The sequence below is a fragment of the Agrobacterium vaccinii genome (assembly GCF_021310995.1).
Taxonomy (GTDB): domain Bacteria; phylum Pseudomonadota; class Alphaproteobacteria; order Rhizobiales; family Rhizobiaceae; genus Agrobacterium; species Agrobacterium vaccinii.
In genome coordinates this window covers 644,899-667,712 of record NZ_CP054150.1, presented here as the reverse complement: position 1 = coordinate 667,712, position 22,814 = coordinate 644,899, and the positions used below count along the sequence as shown (strand labels likewise).

At 55.6% G+C, this 22,814-nt stretch carries 33 protein-coding genes; 7 read left to right on the top strand and 26 right to left on the bottom strand.

From position 1 onward, the window contains the following. Positions 1–319 precede the first annotated feature (319 nt). From HRR99_RS03325 to HRR99_RS03310, 4 genes are all read right to left on the bottom strand, one after another. Entirely contained in the window at positions 320–670 is a 351-nt protein-coding gene (locus HRR99_RS03325; protein WP_422387330.1) for a phage tail assembly chaperone, read from the bottom strand. A 68-nt stretch (positions 671–738) separates the two neighbouring features. Beyond that, complete coding sequence (locus HRR99_RS03320; RefSeq protein ID WP_206589440.1) at positions 739–1,113, bottom strand: hypothetical protein; 375 nt, start codon at positions 1,111–1,113, stop codon at positions 739–741. 8 nt (positions 1,114–1,121) lie between these two features. Next, entirely contained in the window at positions 1,122–1,610 is a 489-nt protein-coding gene (locus tag HRR99_RS03315) for a hypothetical protein (RefSeq protein WP_233122756.1), read from the bottom strand. A gap of 14 nt (positions 1,611–1,624) precedes the next feature. Further along, the gene (locus HRR99_RS03310) at positions 1,625–2,050 is read right to left on the bottom strand and encodes a DUF4128 domain-containing protein (protein WP_233122755.1); all 426 of its coding nucleotides are present in this window, start codon (positions 2,048–2,050) and stop codon (positions 1,625–1,627) included. Between HRR99_RS03310 and HRR99_RS03305 the strand changes: the two genes are divergently transcribed. Next, the gene (locus tag HRR99_RS03305) at positions 2,049–2,279 is read left to right on the top strand and encodes a hypothetical protein (RefSeq protein WP_233122754.1); all 231 of its coding nucleotides are present in this window, start codon (positions 2,049–2,051) and stop codon (positions 2,277–2,279) included. The genes HRR99_RS03310 and HRR99_RS03305 overlap by 2 nt on opposite strands. Here HRR99_RS03305 and HRR99_RS03300 read toward each other — a convergent pair. The 5 genes from HRR99_RS03300 to HRR99_RS03285 all read right to left on the bottom strand — a co-directional run bounded on the left by HRR99_RS03300 (position 2,257) and on the right by HRR99_RS03285 (position 5,043). Next, positions 2,257–2,751 (bottom strand): hypothetical protein, encoded by a 495-nt coding sequence (locus HRR99_RS03300; protein ID WP_233122753.1) that lies wholly within the window; start codon positions 2,749–2,751, stop codon positions 2,257–2,259. The two genes, HRR99_RS03305 and HRR99_RS03300, sit on opposite strands and share 23 nt — an antisense overlap. Beyond that, a complete protein-coding gene (locus tag HRR99_RS03295; protein WP_233122752.1) occupies positions 2,751–3,782 on the bottom strand; it encodes a head morphogenesis protein in 1,032 nt (343 codons plus the stop codon). Before HRR99_RS03295 ends, HRR99_RS03300 begins: the two co-directional genes overlap by 1 nt. A gap of 3 nt (positions 3,783–3,785) precedes the next feature. Then, on the bottom strand, positions 3,786–3,908 hold the full coding sequence (locus HRR99_RS23170) for a hypothetical protein (RefSeq protein WP_272871359.1): 123 nt from the start codon (positions 3,906–3,908) through the stop codon (positions 3,786–3,788). After that, positions 3,905–4,261: a hypothetical protein gene (locus HRR99_RS03290; protein ID WP_233122751.1), complete on the bottom strand. Its 357-nt coding sequence runs from the start codon at positions 4,259–4,261 to the stop codon at positions 3,905–3,907. Before HRR99_RS03290 ends, HRR99_RS23170 begins: the two co-directional genes overlap by 4 nt. 287 nt (positions 4,262–4,548) lie before the next feature. Beyond that, complete coding sequence (locus tag HRR99_RS03285; protein ID WP_233122750.1) at positions 4,549–5,043, bottom strand: DnaT-like ssDNA-binding protein; 495 nt, start codon at positions 5,041–5,043, stop codon at positions 4,549–4,551. Between the two features lie 67 nt (positions 5,044–5,110). Between HRR99_RS03285 and HRR99_RS03280 the strand changes: the two genes are divergently transcribed. After that, positions 5,111–5,389 carry a hypothetical protein gene (locus HRR99_RS03280; RefSeq protein ID WP_233122749.1) on the top strand — a complete coding sequence of 93 codons (279 nt, stop codon included), beginning with the start codon at positions 5,111–5,113 and terminating at the stop codon, positions 5,387–5,389. 29 nt (positions 5,390–5,418) lie between these two features. Here the strand turns inward: HRR99_RS03280 and HRR99_RS03275 are convergent, their stop codons facing one another. From HRR99_RS03275 to HRR99_RS03245, 7 genes are all read right to left on the bottom strand, one after another. Beyond that, on the bottom strand, positions 5,419–5,724 hold the full coding sequence (locus tag HRR99_RS03275) for a hypothetical protein (protein WP_233122748.1): 306 nt from the start codon (positions 5,722–5,724) through the stop codon (positions 5,419–5,421). A gap of 3 nt (positions 5,725–5,727) precedes the next feature. Beyond that, positions 5,728–6,684 (bottom strand): DUF2184 domain-containing protein, encoded by a 957-nt coding sequence (locus tag HRR99_RS03270; protein WP_233122747.1) that lies wholly within the window; start codon positions 6,682–6,684, stop codon positions 5,728–5,730. Positions 6,685–6,704: 20 nt separating this feature from the next. Next, complete coding sequence (locus tag HRR99_RS03265) at positions 6,705–7,148, bottom strand: structural cement protein Gp24 (RefSeq protein ID WP_233122746.1); 444 nt, start codon at positions 7,146–7,148, stop codon at positions 6,705–6,707. Position 7,149: 1 nt separating this feature from the next. Then, positions 7,150–8,277, bottom strand: a complete 1,128-nt coding sequence (locus HRR99_RS03260) for a DUF2213 domain-containing protein (RefSeq protein WP_233122745.1) — start codon at positions 8,275–8,277, stop codon at positions 7,150–7,152. A gap of 577 nt (positions 8,278–8,854) precedes the next feature. Then, complete coding sequence (locus HRR99_RS03255; protein WP_233122744.1) at positions 8,855–10,681, bottom strand: anti-CBASS protein Acb1 family protein; 1,827 nt, start codon at positions 10,679–10,681, stop codon at positions 8,855–8,857. 8 nt (positions 10,682–10,689) lie between these two features. Then, the gene (gene terL, locus HRR99_RS03250; RefSeq protein ID WP_233122743.1) at positions 10,690–12,231 is read right to left on the bottom strand and encodes a phage terminase large subunit; all 1,542 of its coding nucleotides are present in this window, start codon (positions 12,229–12,231) and stop codon (positions 10,690–10,692) included. After that, positions 12,128–12,607, bottom strand: a complete 480-nt coding sequence (locus HRR99_RS03245; protein ID WP_233122742.1) for a hypothetical protein — start codon at positions 12,605–12,607, stop codon at positions 12,128–12,130. Before HRR99_RS03245 ends, terL begins: the two co-directional genes overlap by 104 nt. Positions 12,608–12,630: 23 nt before the next feature. Here HRR99_RS03245 and HRR99_RS03240 point away from each other — a divergent pair, with 23 nt between their 5' ends. Both HRR99_RS03240 and HRR99_RS03235 read left to right on the top strand, forming a co-directional pair. Beyond that, entirely contained in the window at positions 12,631–12,891 is a 261-nt protein-coding gene (locus tag HRR99_RS03240) for a hypothetical protein (protein WP_233122741.1), read from the top strand. Continuing rightward, a complete protein-coding gene (locus HRR99_RS03235; RefSeq protein ID WP_233122740.1) occupies positions 12,892–13,467 on the top strand; it encodes a hypothetical protein in 576 nt (191 codons plus the stop codon). It begins immediately after the preceding gene. A 55-nt stretch (positions 13,468–13,522) separates the two neighbouring features. On the opposite strand, the gene HRR99_RS03230 is transcribed toward HRR99_RS03235, so the two are convergent. From HRR99_RS03230 to HRR99_RS03205, 6 genes are all read right to left on the bottom strand, one after another. Next, a complete protein-coding gene (locus HRR99_RS03230; protein ID WP_233122739.1) occupies positions 13,523–13,861 on the bottom strand; it encodes a DUF3307 domain-containing protein in 339 nt (112 codons plus the stop codon). Positions 13,862–14,833: 972 nt separating this feature from the next. Beyond that, positions 14,834–15,469, bottom strand: a complete 636-nt coding sequence (locus HRR99_RS03225) for a hypothetical protein (RefSeq protein ID WP_233122738.1) — start codon at positions 15,467–15,469, stop codon at positions 14,834–14,836. Further along, positions 15,466–15,912 (bottom strand): hypothetical protein, encoded by a 447-nt coding sequence (locus HRR99_RS03220; RefSeq protein WP_174022095.1) that lies wholly within the window; start codon positions 15,910–15,912, stop codon positions 15,466–15,468. Before HRR99_RS03220 ends, HRR99_RS03225 begins: the two co-directional genes overlap by 4 nt. After that, on the bottom strand, positions 15,909–16,394 hold the full coding sequence (locus tag HRR99_RS03215; protein WP_233122737.1) for a helix-turn-helix domain-containing protein: 486 nt from the start codon (positions 16,392–16,394) through the stop codon (positions 15,909–15,911). The genes HRR99_RS03220 and HRR99_RS03215 overlap by 4 nt, the downstream gene beginning before the upstream one ends. Continuing rightward, a complete protein-coding gene (locus tag HRR99_RS03210) occupies positions 16,391–16,648 on the bottom strand; it encodes a hypothetical protein (protein ID WP_233122736.1) in 258 nt (85 codons plus the stop codon). The genes HRR99_RS03215 and HRR99_RS03210 overlap by 4 nt, the downstream gene beginning before the upstream one ends. Further along, complete coding sequence (locus tag HRR99_RS03205; protein WP_233122735.1) at positions 16,645–16,953, bottom strand: hypothetical protein; 309 nt, start codon at positions 16,951–16,953, stop codon at positions 16,645–16,647. Before HRR99_RS03205 ends, HRR99_RS03210 begins: the two co-directional genes overlap by 4 nt. 74 nt (positions 16,954–17,027) lie before the next feature. Here HRR99_RS03205 and HRR99_RS23250 point away from each other — a divergent pair, with 74 nt between their 5' ends. Both HRR99_RS23250 and HRR99_RS03195 read left to right on the top strand, forming a co-directional pair. Next, positions 17,028–17,840, top strand: a complete 813-nt coding sequence (locus tag HRR99_RS23250; protein WP_422387287.1) for an HNH endonuclease signature motif containing protein — start codon at positions 17,028–17,030, stop codon at positions 17,838–17,840. 45 nt (positions 17,841–17,885) lie between these two features. After that, complete coding sequence (locus HRR99_RS03195) at positions 17,886–18,584, top strand: hypothetical protein (RefSeq protein WP_233122733.1); 699 nt, start codon at positions 17,886–17,888, stop codon at positions 18,582–18,584. Between the two features lie 85 nt (positions 18,585–18,669). Here HRR99_RS03195 and HRR99_RS03190 read toward each other — a convergent pair whose 3' ends face one another. Continuing rightward, the gene (locus HRR99_RS03190; RefSeq protein WP_233122732.1) at positions 18,670–20,121 is read right to left on the bottom strand and encodes a DnaB-like helicase C-terminal domain-containing protein; all 1,452 of its coding nucleotides are present in this window, start codon (positions 20,119–20,121) and stop codon (positions 18,670–18,672) included. Between the two features lie 71 nt (positions 20,122–20,192). Between HRR99_RS03190 and HRR99_RS03185 the strand changes: the two genes are divergently transcribed. Further along, positions 20,193–21,152 carry a hypothetical protein gene (locus tag HRR99_RS03185; RefSeq protein WP_233122731.1) on the top strand — a complete coding sequence of 320 codons (960 nt, stop codon included), beginning with the start codon at positions 20,193–20,195 and terminating at the stop codon, positions 21,150–21,152. An 11-nt stretch (positions 21,153–21,163) separates the two neighbouring features. On the opposite strand, the gene HRR99_RS03180 is transcribed toward HRR99_RS03185, so the two are convergent. The 3 genes from HRR99_RS03180 to HRR99_RS03170 form a co-directional block, all read right to left on the bottom strand. Beyond that, positions 21,164–21,805 (bottom strand): RuvC family protein, encoded by a 642-nt coding sequence (locus HRR99_RS03180; protein WP_233122730.1) that lies wholly within the window; start codon positions 21,803–21,805, stop codon positions 21,164–21,166. After that, positions 21,802–22,164, bottom strand: coding sequence for a helix-turn-helix domain-containing protein (locus tag HRR99_RS03175; RefSeq protein WP_233122729.1), 363 nt, complete (start codon positions 22,162–22,164; stop codon positions 21,802–21,804). The genes HRR99_RS03180 and HRR99_RS03175 overlap by 4 nt, the downstream gene beginning before the upstream one ends. Positions 22,165–22,268: 104 nt before the next feature. Beyond that, positions 22,269–22,811 (bottom strand): hypothetical protein, encoded by a 543-nt coding sequence (locus HRR99_RS03170; protein WP_174022102.1) that lies wholly within the window; start codon positions 22,809–22,811, stop codon positions 22,269–22,271. Positions 22,812–22,814 lie beyond the last annotated feature (3 nt).

Below are 22,814 nucleotides of genomic sequence, written 5' to 3'. Positions count from 1 at the left end.
GTCAGGACCGCTCCCGATATCCCTCATGCAACCGATACTGAAGTTGTCAAGCGAGAGCGGTGCGCGGCTTCGATCAGCGATTTTCACGGATGGCAGTTGGGGCCAGCGAAGCGACTACGAGATTGGTGCAGGGACAACGGTTACATCACCTACGATCAGCAGCTTGATGCCGAGGGGCGAAAATAGAAAAGGCGGCTTGGTAGCCGCCCCCATCTCACCTTTTTATCCGTCCCGATTGTCAACATGCCTCGTCACCTGTTGCCCAGCGGAACACTTCTACCCACATATCTTTCGCAACTGGCATATTTTCTTCTTGAGGCTAACCCGCCTCCCTCGCCTTCCGATGAACTTCCATCTCTTCTGCCATTGCAATCCGATACCCGTCATCCATTCGGATCAGGATAGCCACCTCCTCGCGCAGAACTGCCTCCCCGGTCATTCTCGACCAGATATCGATATCCGCGTAGGTGATTGGTTGCGGCCCGTTCATGCCCTGCAATCGTCTGGCGTGAAGATGCCAGAACCAAGCCCAGAGGTGCTGACCTTCGTCGGAGATTTCCGGCTGATCTGGGTTCTCATCGTCCCGGCCAAAGCGCTCATTGAACTCCCGCCGGGATAGGATGATCTTCGATTTCTTCTTGCCCTTACCCTTGCCGGGACCGGAGGGCATTTCCTCCAATTCATATCCGGGCGTTTCCCATTTTGCGATCTGGGAGACAGCGGCGACTAGCTCGTCGCCTAGCTGGCGAAAAAAGCCGCCTCATCTCCAAGGGCAAGATCGATCTGCTTGGCGATCACGGGGTTGGACAGCAGCTTGCGCTTGTTGGCAGCGTTGCAGGCTGGTTTCTTGTCACCAGCAAGGTTTGCTTCACCAGTGAACGTCCAGTTGACGATGGTGGCCGATAGAATCGCAATCGTGTTGTCATCAATCTTTTCAGCGGTCACGCGGTTGCGGCCCGAAGACAGCGCCTTATTCTTCAAGGAGCGTTCGACTGCTTTCACCTCATCGCTTTCGATGCTCTGCAACTCGACAGAGACGCCGAGCAGCTCGCCTGTGCCTGGATGCTTCAGATCAACTGTGATTGTGGATGGTGTCAGTGCAAGAATGTCCATTGGTCACCTTATGGAGTTTCGACAGGGGCGATGAAGAGCGGACGCTGATCCGTGAATGCTATGGTGTAGCTTTCGCGGATAAAGTCGTCAGTGCCACCGCCAAGAAGCTGCGGGCCAGCTACAGGGCCGACCGCATACATGATGGTGTTGCTGTAATCTTCGTTCGGGGCGTCCTCGTATTCGATCTTGATCGCATAGTTGAACTTCGTGCCGGCAGCTGCGCGCATCGCGATCTGGCCGGGATCATCGAAGATACGAGCCACTTCAATCGACATATCGCCAGCGTCTTCCACGCCCTTAGCCTTGGAAGCAACTTCCGTGTCCAGCGTGTTGTAGGTCACCATGTTGGGCGCCGAACCGTAGTCGCCCAGATTGCCGACAGAGCCGATTGGCGTATAGCTCAAAGCAGCGAATGCAGCCTGGTTGAGAACGGGTGAAACGGGTGTGGTGCTGATGGACACAACGGTGCCCGCCAGTGTGGTCTTAATGCCTGCCATGGGGATATCCTTTCCTATGCAAAGGCGTGGTATCGAACCGTCACAGGCACCTGCACACGGTCGGTTTCTTGGAGTGGTGACGCGGCGTAAGGCTTGCGATCAATGATGATCTTCAAGCCGCCGCTGTGGAGTTTCGTGCCCTTGGCGAAGTGAGCGATAATCTTGTCTGCGGCTTCCATGGGCTTGATGTGGCCGACGCCTTTCTTCCAGAAGACGGAAACCTGCAACATGCCTCGGCGCTGCTCCTGCCCTGCCCCAAGCTCGCTGTTGGTCGTTTCATTCGGCATGAAGAACGCAGCGAGGTAATTGTCTGGCTTGGGCTGTCCGCTAGTTGGGAAGTCGATGCCAGGCATCGCGATCTGGAGTGCGGGCGTAAATGTCAGTTGTTCAAGATGCGCGAGCAGCGCAGCAAGGATTATTGCGTCCGGTCCCGTCGCCATGTATTCAACCTCTATGTCTGCGAAAAAGCCGCTCAGCGATAACGATGTTCACGACCGCCTGCATGATGCGATCAAGGCGCTGGGCCATGACACATGCCTGACACCGCTTGGCACTGCCACGATGGCAGCCGCGTTGACGACACTGGTAAATCTGCAAGGGTGCCTGCTGATCGCCTCAGAGCGTGGCGACCGCAACAACGGCGCCATTATTGACCGGAACGGGCTATAGCTTCCTTGGTCGCTTCCTGAACCGCTTCATTCCACCGAGCCGCCGCAGCGCGCGTCCAGCCCCTTGGCGGCTGGTTATATGACCGGCCCAGGGAATCCGTGCCCGTGAAGCCGTATTCCAGCCTACGGGCATATACCATCGTGTAAGCCGATACGATGCGATCACCGGCAACCGCCCCAGCCAGAGCCATCTTCATGTAGGCGTCTGTGTAAGGTCCTAAGCCATCCTCGTCGGTCTTGTCAGCCTTCGGCGGGTCTTGGTTGACCAGCACCACCAGCGAGGCGCGCAAGAAGCCATCCCGAACCGGAACGTTCTCCTGCATGTAGCTGATGACCTTCTGCGTGGAGAGTCGGAAGACGGCGTTTATCCGCCTCTCTGTCTGGTTTACCCACGCATCAATCTGGCTGGAGAAACGAGCCTTCCCGAAGGATGCCCTACCCGCTCTCGTCGTTACGCTTGGTCCGCGCGCCATCAGTCTAGATCCGCCAAGAAGTCGATAACGAACTCCATCCAGCACCGGCAGCAAGCACACTCCTCAACGCCGCCTTCCAGGTCGCCGGGATGAGCCATGAACCTGCCCCGCGCCGTCTGGAACTTGTCATTGAACGCCACTCGCGTCTTATTGAGCAGCCGATGCGTGAACCGTGTCCGCTCATCAAGAAAGGCATGCCAGACCTTCATCACGACAGCGGCAGACAGTCGGCCCTCTGCAATGGCCTGCCCCATCGAGGACATCTGGCCTTTGTTGAAGGCTGTCATTGTCTCGGTACGGGCGATTGTCTCACCGCGCAGTAGAAGCAACCGGTCGGCATATCGGCCCGTCATCCGGTCCACCGTTGCTTGATCCAGCTTCTTGCCAGTCTTAATGGCTTCGAGGATCGATCGATCAAAGCGCTTGTCACGGCGCTCCATGGTCAGAACCTTCTTCAGTTCGTCCTTATCGCCCGATAGGAGCCGCTGGCGCATGTTCTCGACATACTTGGCCTGTGGGTTCGAAAGGCCAATGATCCCGCCCTCACGGCGTCCTGTGATGCGATCTAGCCTGCCGACGATATCCAGAGCCGTGCGGCGCGGTGCCCTGCCCTGTGCGATGCCATCTGCCAATGCATCACGGACAGCCTGGCGCTGGTCTTCACTGATCCGGGTGACCAGTGTCGAACTGTACTGCCGCAAGTCCTGCTCTGCCGTTGGGTGCCTGACATCGAAGCGAAAAGTCGCTGTTGCCATATCTGAAGGCTTTGGTACCTTCTTTGATGCCTGTGCACCACCGCTCTCGAAAACGTCTTCTGTGGTCTTCTGTAGCGGTCTGTAGGCGCTGGCGTCGATGTTCAGCAGCCGTAACGCGCCATCAAGGTCCTGCCGCTCCAGCCGCTCAACAATCCGGTTTAGTTCGATGTTGGATTTCAGGTTGTCGATGCTGTCGAAGAACGCCTTCTGGACGGTAGGCTCCAGATCATCCAGCAGCTTGCGGATTTGCTGCTTGGCTGTTGGTTTACGTGCCATCTGTCACCCGATTATCCAGCCACCAGCGGCCCAGCCAAGCCTTGCGGCGCATGCAATGAGGAAGCCGATGATCACGCCGCGCACGAGAATGCGGGCTGCTATTGACGGCGGCACGTTGTCGTTCATCGTCTGCCCTGGATTTCGTAGAACACAACCAGCCCAGCAGGCGACAGCGGCTTCAGCTTCTCAATGGCATATTCCTTGCCATCGGCAATCACCTTATCGCTCTCGGCCATCGTGATCGTGAGGCCAGCCGTCGAGATGTAGATCATCTTGTCGGTCTTGCGGATGAGCGTGCCGTCAATCTTGCTGTCCTCGTAGTCGAGAACTACCAGCTGGCATGTGTAATCCACATCGGTGATGACCGGATCGTATGACGGGCCGGAAGAGACCGAGCGCCGGATCGTGCCCGCCATGCCGAACTTAGCAATGAGGCGTTCAGCGGTCGCTCGGGACTTCGCGTAGTCAAAGCTTCCCAACGATCAAATCTCCCATTTAGTCAAACATTCACTGAGTTTTTTAGCCCATCATTTAAACCCTTGGATGTAATGACAGAACCGCACATAAAACCAAGGAGACACAGATGTCGGTTACATTTCAGATTGTCGGTCACAAAGGTGGGTCTAAGACAAATCTTCACACAGGCAGCGGCACTGAAAATGCTGCTATCAAGATGGGTGAGCAGTTTTCCAGAAACGCTGGCCATCGCTATGACATCATTCGAGTAATCGATAAGGACACCGGAAGTTGCATAGCTTCATTCTAGCTACACCACCAATATCGCTGGCTCGGGCGCGCGGAAGAACATCCACAGCAGTCCCTCAATTGTCAGCACGAACGGTGTGGCCAGCTTGATCATGTCTTCAAAGCTCATGGTGGAGCTAGAACTGTATTCGACCTCAAGGCTGCCGATCTTCTCCCGCTTGACCGTGGCCGATCCGGTAATCACCGGTGACAGGCTGCCGGGGTTGGTCAATTCGAGAAAAGCTGCCTCATAGGCTGCGTTATCAATCGCCACCGGTACGACATTGTCAGGTACCGCCTCGCCATAGTAAGTGCTGGCACCGGTGCGCGGCCATGCCCGATCTTGAGCAAAACCACCTGTCCGCTTTCCGCTGAACCTTGGCTCATATCGATCGATCACCAGAGACCCACGCATAAGCGCAGCGGATTTCTGGGCATCGGTCGTGTCATCGGGGAACGCATAGCCAGCGGCAACAGCATAAGCCGTGAAACCTGCGATGTTGCCATATGCAGCCATGTTTCTAAATCCCGGGCTCTTTAAAGAAGGTGGGTTAAATATTACCTCCTCATGAAAGGAGACAAATATGCCATTGCTAGCCATTTCAAGAGATGCAGAGCCAAAGCCTTCAGCAATACTCTGGCCCATGAAAACAGACACCCATGAGGATGTGCAGATAGTCATCGGACGAAGCGTACTTTTGACTCTGGACAGGACCGAAGGGGCCACGCTGACCACGTTCAAACGCTACAGGCTTCTTCTTGAGAAGATCGCAAGCAACAAGTACGACCGCGACGGAGCGGACCAGATTGGCAACCTTCAGATATACGCCGAAGACCTATCAGACCCTGATCTAAATAAGTAACCCCGGCAGTTGCCCGCCGGGGATGGTGATCACTCGGCCAGTTTGGCGTCGATCAGTTCTTTCAGCTTGGCCGTCTTGACGTTTGCTGGGTATTCGATGCCCAGCTCGTCGGCCTGCTTCTTGAGGTCTTCACGGTCAAGATTCGGCTCGTCCTTGCTGGCTGCGCGCTCGCCATCAACGGAGATCGCGCCGGACTTGATACGCGCTTCGTTCGCCTTGGTTTCGAGGAGGTCAAACTCCTTTTTTTCCTTCGGCTTGAGGGAGAACTGCTTGACCTTGCCGTCAACCTTGCCGTTGAGGACAAGCGTTGCCGGGCTGTTGTTTGTGACTTCCATGGATCAATCCTCCGCGCCGATCCCGTCCATGTAGCGAATAGCTGCAGGAAGGGAGACATCAACACCACCAAGACGCATCGCGCCTGGCACTTCGTAACGGAACGGGCCCGTCTGCCAGACCGGGAAGAACCGGAAGGGCATTGGCATATTCATGCGAAGAACTTCCTCGTCATTGCGATAAGCAACCGCGCGAGATGAACCGCCCGCCCCTGCGTTTTCGAGGCCCCGAATGCCACGGATGGTCAGGGGTTGGCCCGTTTCCATCGTGTAAACGTTGTTGGTGCGCAGCCATTCAAGGATGGTGGTTTCCGTGTTTTCGGACAACTGACGGGTGCCAATCTCGTGCATCTCCGTGTACGGGAGAACAAGGGTGTCAGCCATTTCAACGGTATTGGAGCCGATGAAGACGCCAGACAGAAGGCCGTTGACATCTGCCATGATCTGACCTGGCGTCTTGTCGTCCCACGAAGTGGAGGAACCTGTGCCCGTGGCCGGAGCGTCACCTGCGACGACGCCAGGCTGATTGGTCACGCCGTAGAAGCCTTTGGTGACGTCACCGAAGAAAGCGACGTTATCCGTGAACTCTTCAGACGCTCGGCGTGCTGCTTGACCCTTGCGAGGGGCAAGTTCAATGCCAAGCATCTGAGCCTGCGCCAGCTCTTCGAGATTCCAACCGTAACCGATAGCCGCCATGCTGACGGTGGTTTCAGTCTTGGCACGGATAAGCTCTGCGCGCGGCACGTCATCGGCGCCAGCGTTCATCCATTCAGCCTGTCCAACACCATCAAGAGAGAAGTACGTGATGGACTTCACCCATTCTGGGCCGGTCGTATCGACAGGAACGAGGCCACGATACCGGATCGCCGGGTAGCGGGTCTGGTAGACCGTGGCGTTGATGCGGGATGCCTGAGAAATGGCGAAAGACATCGCCACCTGAGCATCCATCTGGAAGTGTTTCATTTCAGCGTTTCCTTTCAGGATTACTGCAGGTTCAGAACTGCAAGCTGGGTGGCGCCGGTTGTCGAGGTCTCGAACTTGCCGATGAGCGTGTTATTCGTCGCCACATTGGTGTAGAGGCCCGAGGCCGGGATGAAGTAAGCCGGATCGCCCTTGGCAACCTGCACATTGGCGGTGACGACAACGGGGCCCTTGGTGCGGACGCGCGCGGTCGCATACTGCGGGTACTTGTCTTCAAGCTGCGTTGTGTCGAGAACCGTGATGCCCGCGAACTTGGCAGTGCCGTTCGCGACGATCAGTTGATTGTCAGCCGTGCCGTGGAATGCAGCCTTGCCGAAGCCGATACCAGCCGCCGTCTCAACGTTCAGCGAGATGTCCTGACCGGGCGTGCGCATATCTGGGATCATACCTTCGACCCAGCGGGCCTGACGATCCGGGTACGTGGTCTGTAGAGGGGTCATAGCCATATTATGCGGCCTCCGTCTTGCGGTTGAGATCAGCGATGGACGCGGCCCAAGCCTTGTCTTCATCGGCGGTGAGTGTTGGAGATGGCTTGAGCCCGTCTTTGATGACGTCGGCAAAAGCATCGACCGGCTTGGCATCCTTGGCGATTGCCCGGAACATGCCGGTAATCATGTCGTCGGATGCATCCTTGACCATCTCGTCACCGAGCTTGGACTTGACCGCAGCGCGGCGAAGATCGGCGTCAGAGCCTTTGATTTCGATTGCGCTGTCGATTGCCTTGACGGTTTGCACGAGAGCAGAACGGTCGGCCACGAGGCGGTCAACGTCTTCCGGCTTCATGGCAGCGTCTTGAGCCTTCTTGAGATCGGCTTTCAGCGTGCCGATTTCCTGATCCTTTGCAGCTACGACAGACTGGTGGGCCGTCTCGGTCGTGGTGATCTTGGCAACAGCGTCCGCAAGCCGGGTCTGTAGCGTATTGATGACGATGGCGCCCTGATCGGTTACTTCAACCGGGATGCCATCGACGGTAACCGTCTTCAGGGTCATGATCTTTTCCTCTTTCGGTTTGTGATCATTGGTGAGCGGGGAAGCGCCCCATTCTCCCGCACTGTCACCAATGCGAGCTTGTGAACCGGCTCTGGCGCGATCTACGATGGCCAGGTGGTTGATCTTGATGTTTGTCTGGGTGGCGTTGAACTCTTGCCCGTCATCCGTCACACCGTCGCCCCAGACGAGTTCGCAGGTGTAACCAGCGGATAGCTCACGCTTGCCGCTCTCCACCGAGGAAATGGCCGCTGCGTCCTTCAGGATGAGAGGCAGGTGAACCCACTCCCCATCCTTCTTGGCAGCCGTGCTGACTTCTCCAACGGCAAGCTCTTTCCAGTTGTCTGCTGTCACCGCTTCGTCAGGGTGGTTCATCGTCACCGGGGCATGGGTGAAGCTCTGGAGGCTGCTATCTGCAAAGACCTGATCGGCAGGGCGATAGACGCGCACCACCTTCATGTCTGGCTTGCCGACCTCATCGCCAGAGTAAAGCTGGATGCCGGTGCGAACCGACTTGGCTTCGGCAATAAGATATCCATCGGCAGTCCGACGCGTGCCGGACACCGTTACAGCGTCGGTGAATTGCATTGTTGATCGTCCTTAAGTCGCTATCGACTACGGGTTGCTTCGTGTGCTTAACTTCAACTATCAATCAAAGGAGGTAGAATGTTAGTAAAGTCAGCATTTCAGTCGAAGGTGCTTTCGGCAGTCGCCGTAGGGGAACTTGTAATTATCCCAAACAGCGGTGTGGCCGACTTAGGCATCGTTATCTCTCAGAACCCTGAGTATGACCAAACACTGGTCGCGTGTTTCGTGGGAGAGCAAGGATCGGAGCCTTACATTGACAGGTTCAACAATGAAGAACTTTGCCTAACTTACGGGTCTGACTGGGTTTTCGAAATAGAGCCTGATGCGAGTTTCACTTCCGATTCTTCATTGGCAGAGAGAGCCGGGACACTGGAAATTGGAGCATCCGGACTGAAGCTCGTTATTGGAGCTAATAAGACCGATATGAAATTGCGAGGTGGCCATCTCAACTTGGCTACTTTACGAATTTCGTCCTATGAGTCGAACTGCGTATTTACTCGCGCTTGGCGACTTTGGGCATCCGAAGATCATCGGAACACCCAAGGATCAGCCCCACTTATGGTTCACTCCTAAACCCTTACCCCTCCTTGACCTCGGCAAACATCTCCGGCCCCAAGATGATCTCACCCTGATAGGGCTCGACGTCGGCGAGGTCAGGCGATTCCGGGTCATAGCTGATGGTGATGTGCGGCTGGTATTCCTCGTGATCCCACGATGCGCCAGCCGCCTTCATTGCTTCATGTCGCCACTCAAGCTCACTGGCCTTGAACAGCAGCACCCGAGCTTCACCGAACCGTTCCATCAGACGCGGCCCACCGGCGGCAAGCTTTAGCTCACTCTGCCAAGCTTCACCGACCTTCATCCAATCCACCGGCGCGCGGCTGAATGCTATGGTTACGTGCAGATCATCGGCTGGAAGCGTGGTCTTAAACCCCTGCCCCTTTGCCCATGCGATCAGATCAGCAGCGTTGACCACCTTGCGGGACACATACAGCGTCCGTGGAGCGGCATCGTTCGCCGCCTGCTGCATCCGGGTCACGTTGTTGGTGTTTGCTGCCTGCTGGGCACCTGCTGCGGCTGCAAGCTCTTCTTCGGTTGGCTCTTGCTCTTCGATGCCGCCAAACTCGTCAACGGCATCCTCAAGACCTGGCAGAACGCCATCCTCGACCAGTCGATTGACCAGAGCCTTCGATACAGCCTCACGGGTGATGATCTCTTGCCCCGTTCCAGAGCCAACAAGCTGGCGTGCCGCATCGGCGTTGAGCTTGAAGATGTCGGCCCGTTCCTTTTCACTCATCTGCTCAAGTGGTGACCAGACATAATGGATTTCAGGCGGGCGCTTGCCGAGCGCGGACCGGATAAGCACTTCATCCAGCTTGTGCAGGGCGGGCGTCATTTCCAGCTGTTGTATCGACTGGATGCGATCATGATAGTTCTTCATGTCGCTGGTGCCGGTTGCATTCATGCCCGCTGGTGACTGCCCTAGAAGGCGTGTAACCGGGATATCGGCAGCACCGGACACGATCTGCATGAAGGCCATGAGGATGTCGGTCAGTCCTGCCAGCTGGGCAGACTTGGTCTCGTATTCCTCTTCCTTGTCGAGCAGCAGCGTGCCGTTGATGCCCTTGGACATGTTGGCCAGCGTGTAGCGCTCTAGGATCTTGCGCTTGTATTCTTCATTGCCAAGCGAGGCCATGAAGTTGGGAACGCGGATGATATCGATCTTGGCTTCGAACACGAGCGAGGCGATGTTGCCTGCCGTGCTGTCTGCGTTTTTGATGGCATCGAGCGTTGCAGTCAGCACACTATCGCCCCAGCCGTCCTGAATGCCCATCATGAGGCTGTCTGGATGCTTGGCACCGGCGAAGATCACGAGACGCGACGGATGGATTCGCACCATCGCGTTGTTGCCGGTCACCTCGTAGTATGACGGCTTGCCATGAAAATCCGAGTTCACATCCTGATCGATCGGTCCTGCCGACATATCGCGCTTGGAAAGCACGGTAAGGTATTTCAGGCCGTCCTTCTGGACCTTCTCATAGTCAAGCGGCTCCTCTGGGTTGGCATCACCTGTCCCGATGAAGATTGCGCCGCCACCAAGAAGCCGAGCCTTGATCAGAGCATCCAGCACCTTGCCCTTCAGGTTCAGCCGGTTCTCTTCCGCCTCGATGAGTTCGATCTCATCATTCTTGGCCTGCCAGTCGCGCCACTTGCGGCAGCTATCCAGCGCCGGGATGTCCACGATCTTACGCGGCAGCCACGAGCCACGATATGCGGCCAGCGCCTGCCCGTCATCCAAGGTCGGATGCGTGTAGAAGACCGTTGCGGCCTTGTCCCGATCCGTTCCCATGCGGGACACGAGACTGGTCAGGCTGTCGTTCAGCCGCACGTCATTGTTTCCCATAGGGTTCCTCAGATATTGTCGAGTGTGAAGGTTGAGCCAAGCGCCAACTCATTCAGAGCATCAGCGAAGGCATCGACCTGGTCATCATGTTGGGCATTCGGGAATGAGCAGACCTCATCCAGAAATGTATCGTTCCATGGTCCGCGCACCAGCTTGACGTTGCCCGCTTCGGCCTGCGCAGAGGCTGGCTTGGCGCGTACCGACTTCTCACCAGTCGGCGCCACTACCTTGACCTCGTAACCGGCGAGCAGCTTGACCTTCGTGGCCGCATCCGACTTACCCGCAGCGCCGGGGTCTTGCGGCATGCGAACGCGAACCTCTAGGCCATCCTGCGATGCCGTGTTCTTCAGGTTCTTTTCCACATCGGCTGGCGACCACCGGTCACGCTTCACATCCTCGACGTAGAAGATGCCCGCGTGATGCGCCATGCGGAGGCCCACGGTCCAGTCAGGCTGCTTACCGGGCTTCGGCTGGGTTGCTGCAAAGTCCCACGCTCTGCACCGCATGGCACCGGCTGGGACTGCGTCAACAATCTCAAAGTCACCACGCTGGAACATACCGCCCGAGCGCGGCGCTGGACGCTGCTGGTACTGACCCGAATAGGCGTATGATCCCTTCGCCCGCTTGAGCCGTTCGATCTCGGTCGCCGGGAAGCGTTCAGGGAACAGCAGCTCCCCATCTTCCGTCCGTGGGTCTTCGAAGAACAGTTCGCCTTTGACGTATGTCTGGCACTTACGCTCCGGTTCGAACTCCATCGGCAGGTTGAGATGAACAAAGCCGATATCAAGCTGCAGCGCCACACCGGCCACGTCCTGCTCGTGCAATCGCTGCATGATGATGACGATGGCCGAGGTCGTTACATCGTTCAGGCGGTCCGATATACCCTCTCGGAATATACGGACTGCCGTCTGCCGTTCTGTGTCGCTCTCTGCCGTCTCGGTCGAATGCGGGTCATCGATCTTTACCCGGTCACCGCGACCACCGGTCATGGAACTGAATGGACGAGCCTCGCTAAAGCCGCTGCCAGTGTTTTCGAACTTGCCCTTGGCGTTCTGATCATCCCGAAGCCGGAGCGGCCAGAGCATCTGGAACTTATCGCTCTCCACCAACCGGCGAAGCTTCATGTTATCGCGAAGAACGTTTGGCTGGCTGTAGGAGGTGGCGAGAACCTGAATATCAGGGCGCTCTAGTGGTCCCCACTCCCATGCCGACCAGAACACCATTACCAATGACTTCATCATGCCAGGCGGCACGGTCATCATCAGGAACTGTATCTTGCCTTCTGTTACCGCCTCCAGATGCTTGCACATCGCGCGCAAGGCCCATCCGAATTTCAGTTCCTTCTTCGGTTCAAGGATATCCCAGAACTCAGTAATGAACCCTTCCAGTGTCTGGCATCTCGCCTTGATCCGCTCTGCGTCTGCCGCGATCCTTTCGCGCTCCGCTTCAGCCGTCCGCTTCGCTATCTCCGCTCTCACCTGTTTCAGTATCACCGCCGGTGCTGCTGGCAATCGAACCGAGAAGTTGTTCAAGGGACTGGAGCTGTTCAATTGAATATCCTGTCAGGTCGATCTTGACCGGTCCGCCGTCTGGTCCTTCAAGGCGCTTCTTCTCAATGAGCAATCCATGCAGCTTTGCTTTGCCCATTGTAGCGGCCACAGCAGCGCTTGATTGCTTTTCGGCTATTGCGATGCCCCGAGCCTGCTCAAGCTCTTCTGTGAGGCTCTGTATGGTGACACCGGCCTTTTCAGCGGCCTTGCCCTGCAATTCTTTCACCCGTGTTAAAATGTGTTGATCTCGTGCTAAAGCCGCCGCGTTATGCCGGTTCTGCTTGAACCCTGCTTCGACATGCGCCTTCTCTGCCGACAGCCCTTTGGCGAGACCTTGCGCCATCCGCTCGTGCCGTGCATTCTTCAGGACTGGCATGGATTACCTTGGGGGATGAGAGAATGGCGAAATGGATAATAACTAAGTATGACGGGCTAGAACCGGTATCGTCCTGGTCGTTGCCTGGTGGCTTGGATGATACCGAAATCGAAGAGATCATGCGCAGGCTTGTGGCAACCGAACTCAACCCAAACGAGGTAATCAGCGCATCGCTTCCCAAAGGCGACCCCGAGCGAGCCGGACACTTCGATAGGATCGGAAACCAACGGCCAATCGCCTTCGGTAACAATCCGCACTATATGGCGGTGCAGGAAAGGCAGTAGGTGGTGGCTCCCTTAACAAAAAGCGAGATGCTCAAGCTTGAGCCAGACACAAGAGCTTTTACTCTCGTCGGTGCCTACATGGGCTACTTCGCCGTATTGGAATTGGCAATCAATGATGCGGTCGGAGACGTTTTGGATATTGATCAAGCAAAACTGTCGATAATCACCCGCAACATGTCCCTCAATGACAAGATCAATACCCTGAGGTCGCTGGTGAACTTCTATGTCTTCGATAAAACAAAGGCCAAGGAGTTCGACAACTGGGCATTAAAAGCCAGAAAGATTTCTGAGGCCAGAAACATTGTGGCCCACACCGCTTTTAGAGCCAGCCCTAAAACCGATGGGGTAGAGTTCTTCACTATCGAAGCCAAGAAGCAGCTTAAGTTTGCTGAAACAGACTGGTCCGTTGACGACTTCATCGATCGCATTGATGAGATCAATCTCATTGACAACAATCTTCGATCAATCAAAAGCCGCATGTCGCTTCAACGGATCGCCAAAGCACTTATGGATTCGCCTCCTAAAGGAGCGCTCGGAGGGCTATTCGGTTTAGGTTCAGGATTAAAGGAGATGTAAAACTTCATCTCTCATCTCCATAAACGAAAGCCGAAACGGGGGGTCCCGCAACGGTCTACAGAAGCGCGATCAGCATTGCGCCAACATATGCCAGCTTGCAGCAGATGTGGATGGCCTGATCAATGTTGTAGCCGAACCGGCCATTGCACTTGGCATAATCGGTCGAACCGTGGATGATCAGTTCGGCGGCAAAGAACACCCAGCTGCCTGTGATGATCTGCACCGCCGTCGCATGAAGCAGAGCATGCCCGAACAATGCCAGCGGCCAGATGCGCTCACCTGGCACCAGATCAAGCGTTGCGTTCTTCGCCTTGCTCATCCATTCGCCTTGAAGGGCATAGTCGAGCAGGAAGTGCGCCGCGATCATGTAGACCATGGTTTGGAGGAGGATCATGTTCGCTCCTGAAACGAGATCAGCCCCACCTTGTTACGGGCGGGGCTGGTGAACTTGTATGACGATCAAAACACGATCAAATTCCCGAGTCTGCTTGCATGTCACGTGCCGTGCGAATACCTTTAACGCCCCGCGGATTTGATGCGGATCAGGGCGGTGGGCTAGTGAAAAGTTTCATTAGAAAAAACATTATCACCTATAGAGCCGTGCTCGTGCTCATTCCATTGCCTCTTCTTTCAACAGCGACTGGCGTCAAAATCCTAGCGGCAATCCTCTGCTATGTTCTAGCGGGATTAGTAGTACGAATTCTGATCAATAAAGGCGTTAGATCGTCTAGCGAGCTAGGGGTGTTCAACTACTCTTGTTTCGCGCTTCACTTTTTCGAATACATATGGAACGGCTTCGACAAAGGGAAATTTGTCGATGACTGATCTGTTATCACCAATCTCCGAATTCATACCCTAGTCGGTCCCTTGCGGGCTTGGCTTTCACAAAGCATTCTCGCCACTTTTCTCCGACTATGGCTTTAAGCTGGCCATTACCTATGCAGGAATGACCGGCGAGAAAGCCAACCTTCACAAGCTATGTCCGCCTTGATGCCATCGAGGTATCTCGCCTCTACCTCTGAGCCCGTTCCAGACGTAAAGCGCCATCAGCAGGAAGACAATCGCCTTCAGATTAACGTCCTGAGATGCGATAGATTTTTTCGTCTCGCCCATTACGTACAATCTTAGAACGCCGGGGAGACAAAGTATCGCAAAGCCAAGACACACGAGACGTGCGAATTCCGATGTGACGCAAGCCATAATCAGAATGACGATCAATCCCGTTCGATAAAGCCAAAGATAGTTTATCCGTCGGTTAATCAAAGTATCTCTTCCCAATCGCATGCCGAGCGCCAAACACTCGGATTACTCTACACCCTTACGGGGAGGACGGCCTTGGCTAATTACCGCGTCATCATGCGAACTGTTATGCCGCCTCGCGCTTTCTTGCTTCACGCTGGCGGCGCATTTCGTTTCGTTTGTCTGACCATGTGAAGTCCCGAAGTTCTGGAACTGCCACGGGGCTGAAAGCATCATCCGAGCGCCATGTAAGTGAGTGCGTCGGATCGCTTATGATGACATGTTTATCGCTGATTTCATGGCCACTTGACAACTGCTCTTCTGGGGCATTTTCGTTATTTTGCAATGCGTTCCGATGGAAACTTAATTCAATCTCTACGATTGCACGGTCTTTGCGTCGTCTTCCCGTCTCCGAATGGATGCCCTCTGCCCTGCACCACTCACTGAAAGGTCGCCCGCCGACCTTGGATTTAGCCCAGCGCCACAGGCAACGACGGTTGCTTTCATCCGTGGTGCGCTTGATGAGTTCGTTCGCCCGTTCCCATATCCCGATGTCTTCCGTCTTCAATCGGGTGGAGCGGCTATCCCAGAAGCTCTCACGCTCCTCGCCGTACCTTTCCGCGCCCCAGCCGTTTTGGTCGGCCTTGTCGTGGACATATGGCAGTGCTTGAGCCTTGAGTTTTGCGGGCCGTGCTGTGTCTGGCAACCGGCGGTCAACGTCGGCAGCCGAGATGAAAAGCTCTATGATCTCTTCGCGGGTCATGCTGTCCTCCGTCGTTCATCAAATAGATCGCCTTGCGCAGCGTTGGGACCGAAGCGCCTGACTATCCTTTCATATAGCATTCCAGCGATTGCATGTCGCTGATGGGTTATGCCGCATAGGTCTCGAGCGATGTATTGTAGCTGCCCTACCGGTGTTGCGTCGAAGCATTCTAGCCAAGCGGATGGATCATCCTCGATAATCCCCTTGCAAGCTTCCACAAGGTCGCTGACTGCCCAGAAAAGGTATTCATCCAACTGTCCCTGATTGTTATCGGTCTCGGCCAATGTGGACATGACCATGCGGAAATGATCTTCGCCACGGTTACGCAAGATACGGTCCATAGTGGCGACAGCGCGCGTCTGGCGAACGTCTGGGTATGCGCGACCGTCGATGATCTCGATCCCGTACTCTTCGCATATGGCGTAGACGCGCTTATCGATCATCCCGCCCTCACCCTCTCCGCTTTGATCTTACGGAACGCATGCAGCGCGGTGGTGTGATCACGTCCGCCGATAAACCGGCCAATCTCGGGCCATGACTTGTTCAGTTCCGTCTTAATGGCATGGACGATCAACTGGCGCGGGCGAACGATGTGGCGCATGCGGCTGTGGCCTTTGATATCTGCCAGCGTGACGTCTGGAAAAGACCTCAGAACCTCGTCAGCAATTTCTTTCATGGTGCGCGGACCGAAAGAGACATCGGATATCCGGTCGAATACGATAGGTTCCGGCATTACCAGCCTTATGGTGCAATGGGTGCCTTGCAGCTTGGGCTCTACGGTCGGAAGAACTGGTCGGGCCGCAACGTCTGCCAGCACCTCACGGATGACGTTCACCCGCCTTGGGGTTCCCATCAGTCGGCGCCGTATTTCAGCGGCTCTGGCCTTGGCTCTGTCTTCATAGGAGATGTGTGCGATCTGGTTCACTTCACCACCTCCAGCTTGCGCTTTGATGGCGGCTTACGAGGCCCATACCCCTCACCCAGCGTGTGGCTGTCATTCCGGTGGCCGACAGGATCAAGGCGCAATTGCTGTTGCACCTTCTCCACGCCTGTCTCTACCTCCATCTGGTAGACACGATCATCTGGCACGTGATCGCAGACCACGAAGAACTCAATCGGTTCGTCGCTGTAGACGGTGAATAAGCCTTGAGCGTCCATGTTGATGACAACTCTGTTCATGCCGTTATCCTCCGTCTCTCTACCTCAGTGCGCTTCTCTCTCCCCTTGACCTTTACGGAACGGGGGAGATTGAATATCGCGTCGGCCTTGCTGCGGGCTTCAAGAACCGCTCCGTCGCGGCGCATGGTGCCGTTTATGTGCTTGATGACGTGGGCCTGTGCGGCGATGAGCGCGTCTTTGGCTGTCGTGAATATCAGTGGCTTGTCACCGTCGAGGATCGGCCATGGCTGCGCGTTCTGTGCGAACCGGCACATAGCCCAATGGCCACCGGGAACGGGTACTGAATAGGCTGCGAAGTGGTTCATTAACGCTCCTCCTTAACGCGGATGCAACCCGCCTCGGTTGATACAGCCTCAGGTAAATAGGCAGGGGGGATTGCATGCCGTGGCATGAGCACATAGGACTTGGGTTTCGTCGTCGCGTGGACATAAAAGCGACGTTCGGAGGCGATCGTTTTCAAGGCATCAGCCACAGCAACGATGAGGACACTGTGATTGTGGTGTCCGATCCCCACGGCAATAAATACGGCTACCGTGATCATTTTCTTCCTGATGGAAGTTACGAGTACTACGGACAGCGCGCGCAACGCGGCAGAGCTTGGCGAAACAACAACCACCAAATCCGCGACCACATGCAGGTTGGTCGATCGATACTCTTGTTCTTCAAAGAAAATGGCGAATACAGATTTGATGGCGAATGGTTCTATAACGGCTATCGCGAGATAGAAGTCGTTCGTGATGGCGCCAGAGTTCAACAAGTGATCTTCAACCTGGTCCGCGGAGAAGCCCTCGGCCAAGATGCCCTTGAAGAAATCGTTGAAGCATACGATGCGGAACCCGATGAGGTGCTCCGCCAACGAGCGATCGACGCTGGAAATCAGAGACCAGCAGACCGGGGTGAGCGAAACGTCTACCATCGTGCCGCGGCTATCACGGCTCACGTTCTGCGAAGAGCACAGGGCGTATGTGAATGCTGCAATGAACCCGCGCCATTCAATAATCGTCGTGGCCAGCCATACCTTGAGTGCCACCACGTCGATAGGCGCGCCGATAATGGACCAGATGACATCTATTCCGTAATTGCCTTGCACCCACTCTGCCACGTAGCGATCCATCGAGCACACGACGGAGACGACAGAAATAATGCTGTTCGGCACAAATTGGAGTGTTTCGAGCCAAGACCGCGTGAATAGCTTTTTCATTGTGATTGAAACGTAATCACGACGTGGGAGATTCGAATGAAGCCTGCAGGTTTTTGGGACTGGCTTGGGCCAATTATTTTGATGGCGATGTTCATCGGTTATCTGTTTCTCAGCACACCCAGCGAAATATTCTTCTGCAGTGCAGACGAAAGTTGCTTTCGCGAGTGGGTGGGAGCTTTGAGTGGATGGGCTGCGGCGGTTGCGGCTGGGATCACCATAGTCAGCCTTCGGCAGCAAGCAGAGGCTGCTCGTAAACAAACTGACTTTCAGCTGGGTGACGCTCCTCCCAGTCTGGACGCCGTACAGCACGCGGAGGACAACCGTCGTGTAGTCATCCGCATTCGCAACTGGAACAGACGATCTATGATCCTCAGGCGGATTGCTTTGATCGAACCCAGCGAACTGGACGCTACGCTTTATCTTTTCTTCAATCCAGAAAAGCATCCAGATTTTGCGCGCAGGTTCGGAAATTTGAACCCTACTGGAAGTACTGCAATTGCTTTCGATCCAGCAATTCTCATTGAAGGCTGGGTAAAGCGAGAAAGCGAGCCGTCGATGCTGAAATTCTCGATAGCAGTCCACATAACGCGAAACCCGCAGGTCTACGGCTGGGATACATTCCCCGTAGAATTGGAGTACGAACTTGTAGGCGAGACGAAAGCTAGGAAGTTGCGAACCCACATACATACGGTCTCCGGGGCATCGTCGCTCGATACTGACGTTTTGCATCAATGACCACGTCATGCGAATAGCCCTCTATTCTTCGCCTTGCTCCACTGTCTGAAGCTCGTGCTAGATCCGTTCCACTGGATGGGGGTCATCAAAACATCCTCGGCTGTTGGTCGGCCTGTTTGTTCGGCTCGTATCGTGTGTATCGGGGGATGAAGGTGACGTTCTCGGTCAGCGTGGGGTCTCCGAACCGGCTCTTGATCACGCCAATCTCGCGAACGCCTGCGATGTCGGAGCCGAAAACCCGGTTGATCTTCTTCCAGTCGGCGTCGGATGCTGCGACCTTCTCTCGCTCGGCTTTGTATTTCTCTGCGGAGTAGAGGTAGAGGATCGCGTCATAGTCAGCGCGCGCGCCGGTACCGCCGTAAAGGTCAGCTGCGATAGGCCGGGGATTGTCTCGCTTGTCGCCTTGCCCATTTCTCTGGTTCAGCACGAGCCAGGCAGCGCCGGTCTCTTCTGCGCAGGCCTTGGCCTCTACAGTGATGTCGCCGGATATCCTGTCGGCGGAAAGTCTGCCGTCCTTTGGCGTCACTTTCCCGATGTGGTCGAGAACGATCATGGGCGCGTTGCCATTGCCGTGCTTCTTCACAAACCGGCGGGCATAGGTGCAGATGCGGTCGATTCCCTCGCGGCGGCATTTGATGACTTCGAACGGCTGCTGATCGATCCACGTGCTGAACCGAACGCAAGTGTCTCTCTCGCTGTCCGTCATGTTGTTCATGGGATCGCGCTGCTGCTTGTTGTCGATGCTGTATTTCTGGGAAATCATCTGCCGGATGATCTGGGCTGCCGACTGGTCATAGGACATAACGAGAACCGGGTGGCCTTGCTCCAGCGCGTAAAGCACCATCTGGACCGTCAGAGAGGTTTTGCCCTCGCCTGATGATGACAGCAGACCATAGAGGTTTCCCGCTTCCATGACCGGCTCTGACAGCACACGGCCTATTTCAGGCAGCGCGATAGGAACGCCGACCACGCCGTTGCGCTTGGCAGAGGCATTGAAGGCATTGAGATAGAGAGCGCCAGCTGACGCACCGTTGCGGAGAGCGCTTAACCGCTGTCTGGTCTCGCGTAGCCGATTCTCAAGCGCTTCGATCTCCTCGTCCAAAGTCAGGAGAGTGTGGCCTTCATTGGCCAGATCGGACAGGAAGTGCGCTTCATGCGCTGCCTTGCGGGCGAGCGATACCGATTTGATGATCTGGATCGCCGCGACAAGCCCAGACCGAACAGACGGATTGGCACCCATGATCATCAACCGGGAAAGGTACTCGGCTGGCGTGACTTCAAGCTTGTCGATGTGGCGCGGGATAGCTGGCTTAAGCGATACGGCATTGACCAGCTGCTGCGCTTCATAGAGCTTCAAGGCTTCGGAAAAGACCGTGTGATGAAGCGGCTCGCCGAAGTCGTCAGCATCGAGCCCGCAGTCCTTCAAAACCTCGTTGTCAGCGAACATGCAGGCGAAGAACTGTTCAGCAGCATCGAAAGCGTCGGCTTCCGTGATCTTGTCCATCATCATGCGGTCGGATTGGTTCATGGCGTTCATGCTGCACACCTCTTGCAACTTCTCATAGAATCAGTCGAAGCCTTGCAAAGCTGGCTGAGGGGTGAAGTTGCATGCCTGAAAATAACGATACGGGTGGAGTTGGAAGCAAAGGTGTTGACGCTGTGGGGCTCACATTGGTGGTGTTCGCGGCAATTGTCGTTGCTGGTGGACTCTTCGGTGTTTCCGAGATTGTGTCCGCCAGGAGCGAAAGCCTTGACGGTCTCTCTCAGCGGTCCGAGATCGTCCGAAACGTCGGATTGTTCCTGCTTGGCATCATAGGACTTCCTCTCGCCATTTGGAGAAGTTGGATCGCTAAGCGACAAGTTGACGAGACAATTGCGCAGGGATTGCGAACTGAGAAACAATTGCAACACGCTGAGAAACAGCTTCGTCTCGGGCAAGCGTCGGAGAACTTGGGGTTTCTTGAAAAAGGTGGATCGCTGCTCGAAGCTGACAAATCTTCGTCGCGCGCAACCGGGGTCCACATGCTCGAGGCTATTCTCAAGCAAGATGACGAAGTGGCGGTTAGAGCTGCGGGCAATATTCTCTACCAATTTATTAGGCACCACGACGAGCGCGGGAAAATAGATTATTATTTGGCTTCCGTGGCTTTGCTCGGTCACTTGGGGAGGTCTGCAGCTGAAGGAGAAACGGATGCGCGGGCGCTGGAGAGCGAAGGTAATAGTGAAGTTTATTTGGTGAACGCACATTTCCGAAATATTAACTTCGTGCGAACAGTTGATCTTCAGGATTGTCGAATCGAACACAGCATACTTATCAACAAAGGTGCTTGGATCAGAGACTGCAATGTCCAGGACTCCTTGGTTCTCAAAATCTCCGAAGAAAGTAAAAACAACGAATTTATCCGATGCGATTTCAGCGGCGCTGACTTTACGTGTGACATTGAGGGCTCCAAGTTCGAAGGCTGCTACTATCACGCCGGACACCCGCCTACTGAAGCGACCCTTTCCTTGCTCGGAGACTACTTGGATTTGCGTGAAGGTCTTAGCGAGAAGCTTCTTCTCAATTAACGTTACAAACATTATGCCACCTGCCCCGCGAATAGATCGTTGGATGAAGACCGCTCATTGCGGCGCTGCAGGAAGTCTTGGAAGGCTGGCAAATAGCGACCGGCATGGATTTTCGCACCACGCCAGCAGTAGGCGATTGCAGCGGCTTCCCCGGCATTATGAGCGATGGTCTTGCGGGTCGGCAGAACGATGTTCTCGCGCTCGCAGGCGGTCACGATAGCCTCTTTCCAGAGGTATTCTATCCGCTCTGTCTTGCCGGTCTTCTTGTCGGGAGTTTTCAGCTTGTGGATCTTGAAAGGCGGCTTGAAGCCTTCGCCGTAGAACATCTTGCGCCAGGTGGCTGAAGAGATCGTACCCCAAGGAATACCGAAGTTCGCGACCGTCGATAGAACCGCGCCGTGAAGCATGCAGGAAACGACCGTGGCCAACGTGCCGCCGGGGCTCATCTTGAGCGCGGTTTCCATGATGACGAATGCGGGCCGATGCTCTTTGATCAGAGCCGCCACTTTGAGGCCCATCTGGTCAGCGCAGTATTCGATTGTCGCCTTGGCTGGAAATTCGAGAACGCCAGTGGTGATCGAAGAGATATGCCGATCGGTATCGAACACGGCCCATCCGGCTGTCTTTGAGGTATCGAACGCTAGAACCTTCATGGCGACACCTCCGCAGGCATCAGGCGATAGAAGGCGCCACCCGTTTGTCCTCGACCCACGCCGCCAACACATTCGATATGCCAGCCGAAAGGCTTGATGGCTTTGCGCAGATTGAACATGTTGACGCGAAACACCCGCTCCGCATCGTCGGGGCCGCCGTCAATAACGTCTGCGTAACAGGCCTCTATGATGGCATCGCGCCTGACATTACGGCCAACGCGCTTGGAAAGCTGGTCAAGGATGATGCGAAGGATCGGGCGCGACAGGCTGTCGTTGACAGCATCGATCGGCGCCGCTTCTCCGATAAAGCCCTTGCAGCACGGGCAGGTAAACTGACTTGTCTGCGGTACGTGGTTCATATCCGGCCTCGTGGATTGAAAAGGCCCGATGCGACGGGTCCGCACTACAAGTCATCGCATCGGGCTAGATGGGCCAGCAGGGAGTAAGCTGGCCGGGGGAACTCTTAGGCTTTGATCTCGCCAATCTTCGCGATCATCTCGCGCCGGTTCGGTGGTGGATCACCCATGATGCTAGAGGTAACTGCCGCCGGTCTGCGGGTTGGGTCAGATGGTGGCCTGCCGACTGGTCTGGCTTCAGCCAAAACCTTCTTCGGCGCCGTGCGGTCTGCCCACCGTGGAAGGACGACTTCGACATAACCGCCTTCGATCTCTTCGAACTGGCACCAAGCGGCTGGCTGGGCCTCGTCAACGAAGCGGGCTTGGTGTCCGATATTGAGTGACACCCATTCGCCCTTGGCCGTCTGCTTGAAGCTTACGATGGCATCGCCAACGCTGTTGTTTTTGCGGAAGCGAAGCATGCCGTGGTCGCCTTCGGTTCCGACGAGAACTTCGAGCTTGTCGCCGTTTGACCAACCAAGTTTCGTCGCCACTGCCTTCGTGATCGTGAACCGCATCGAAGCGGGTCCAGTTCGCTTAGACAAAATGACCTTGAAGCCAGTGCCTGTGGATGCCTGCTTTGCCTGAATAAGAACCCGCTCAAAGGCCATGGC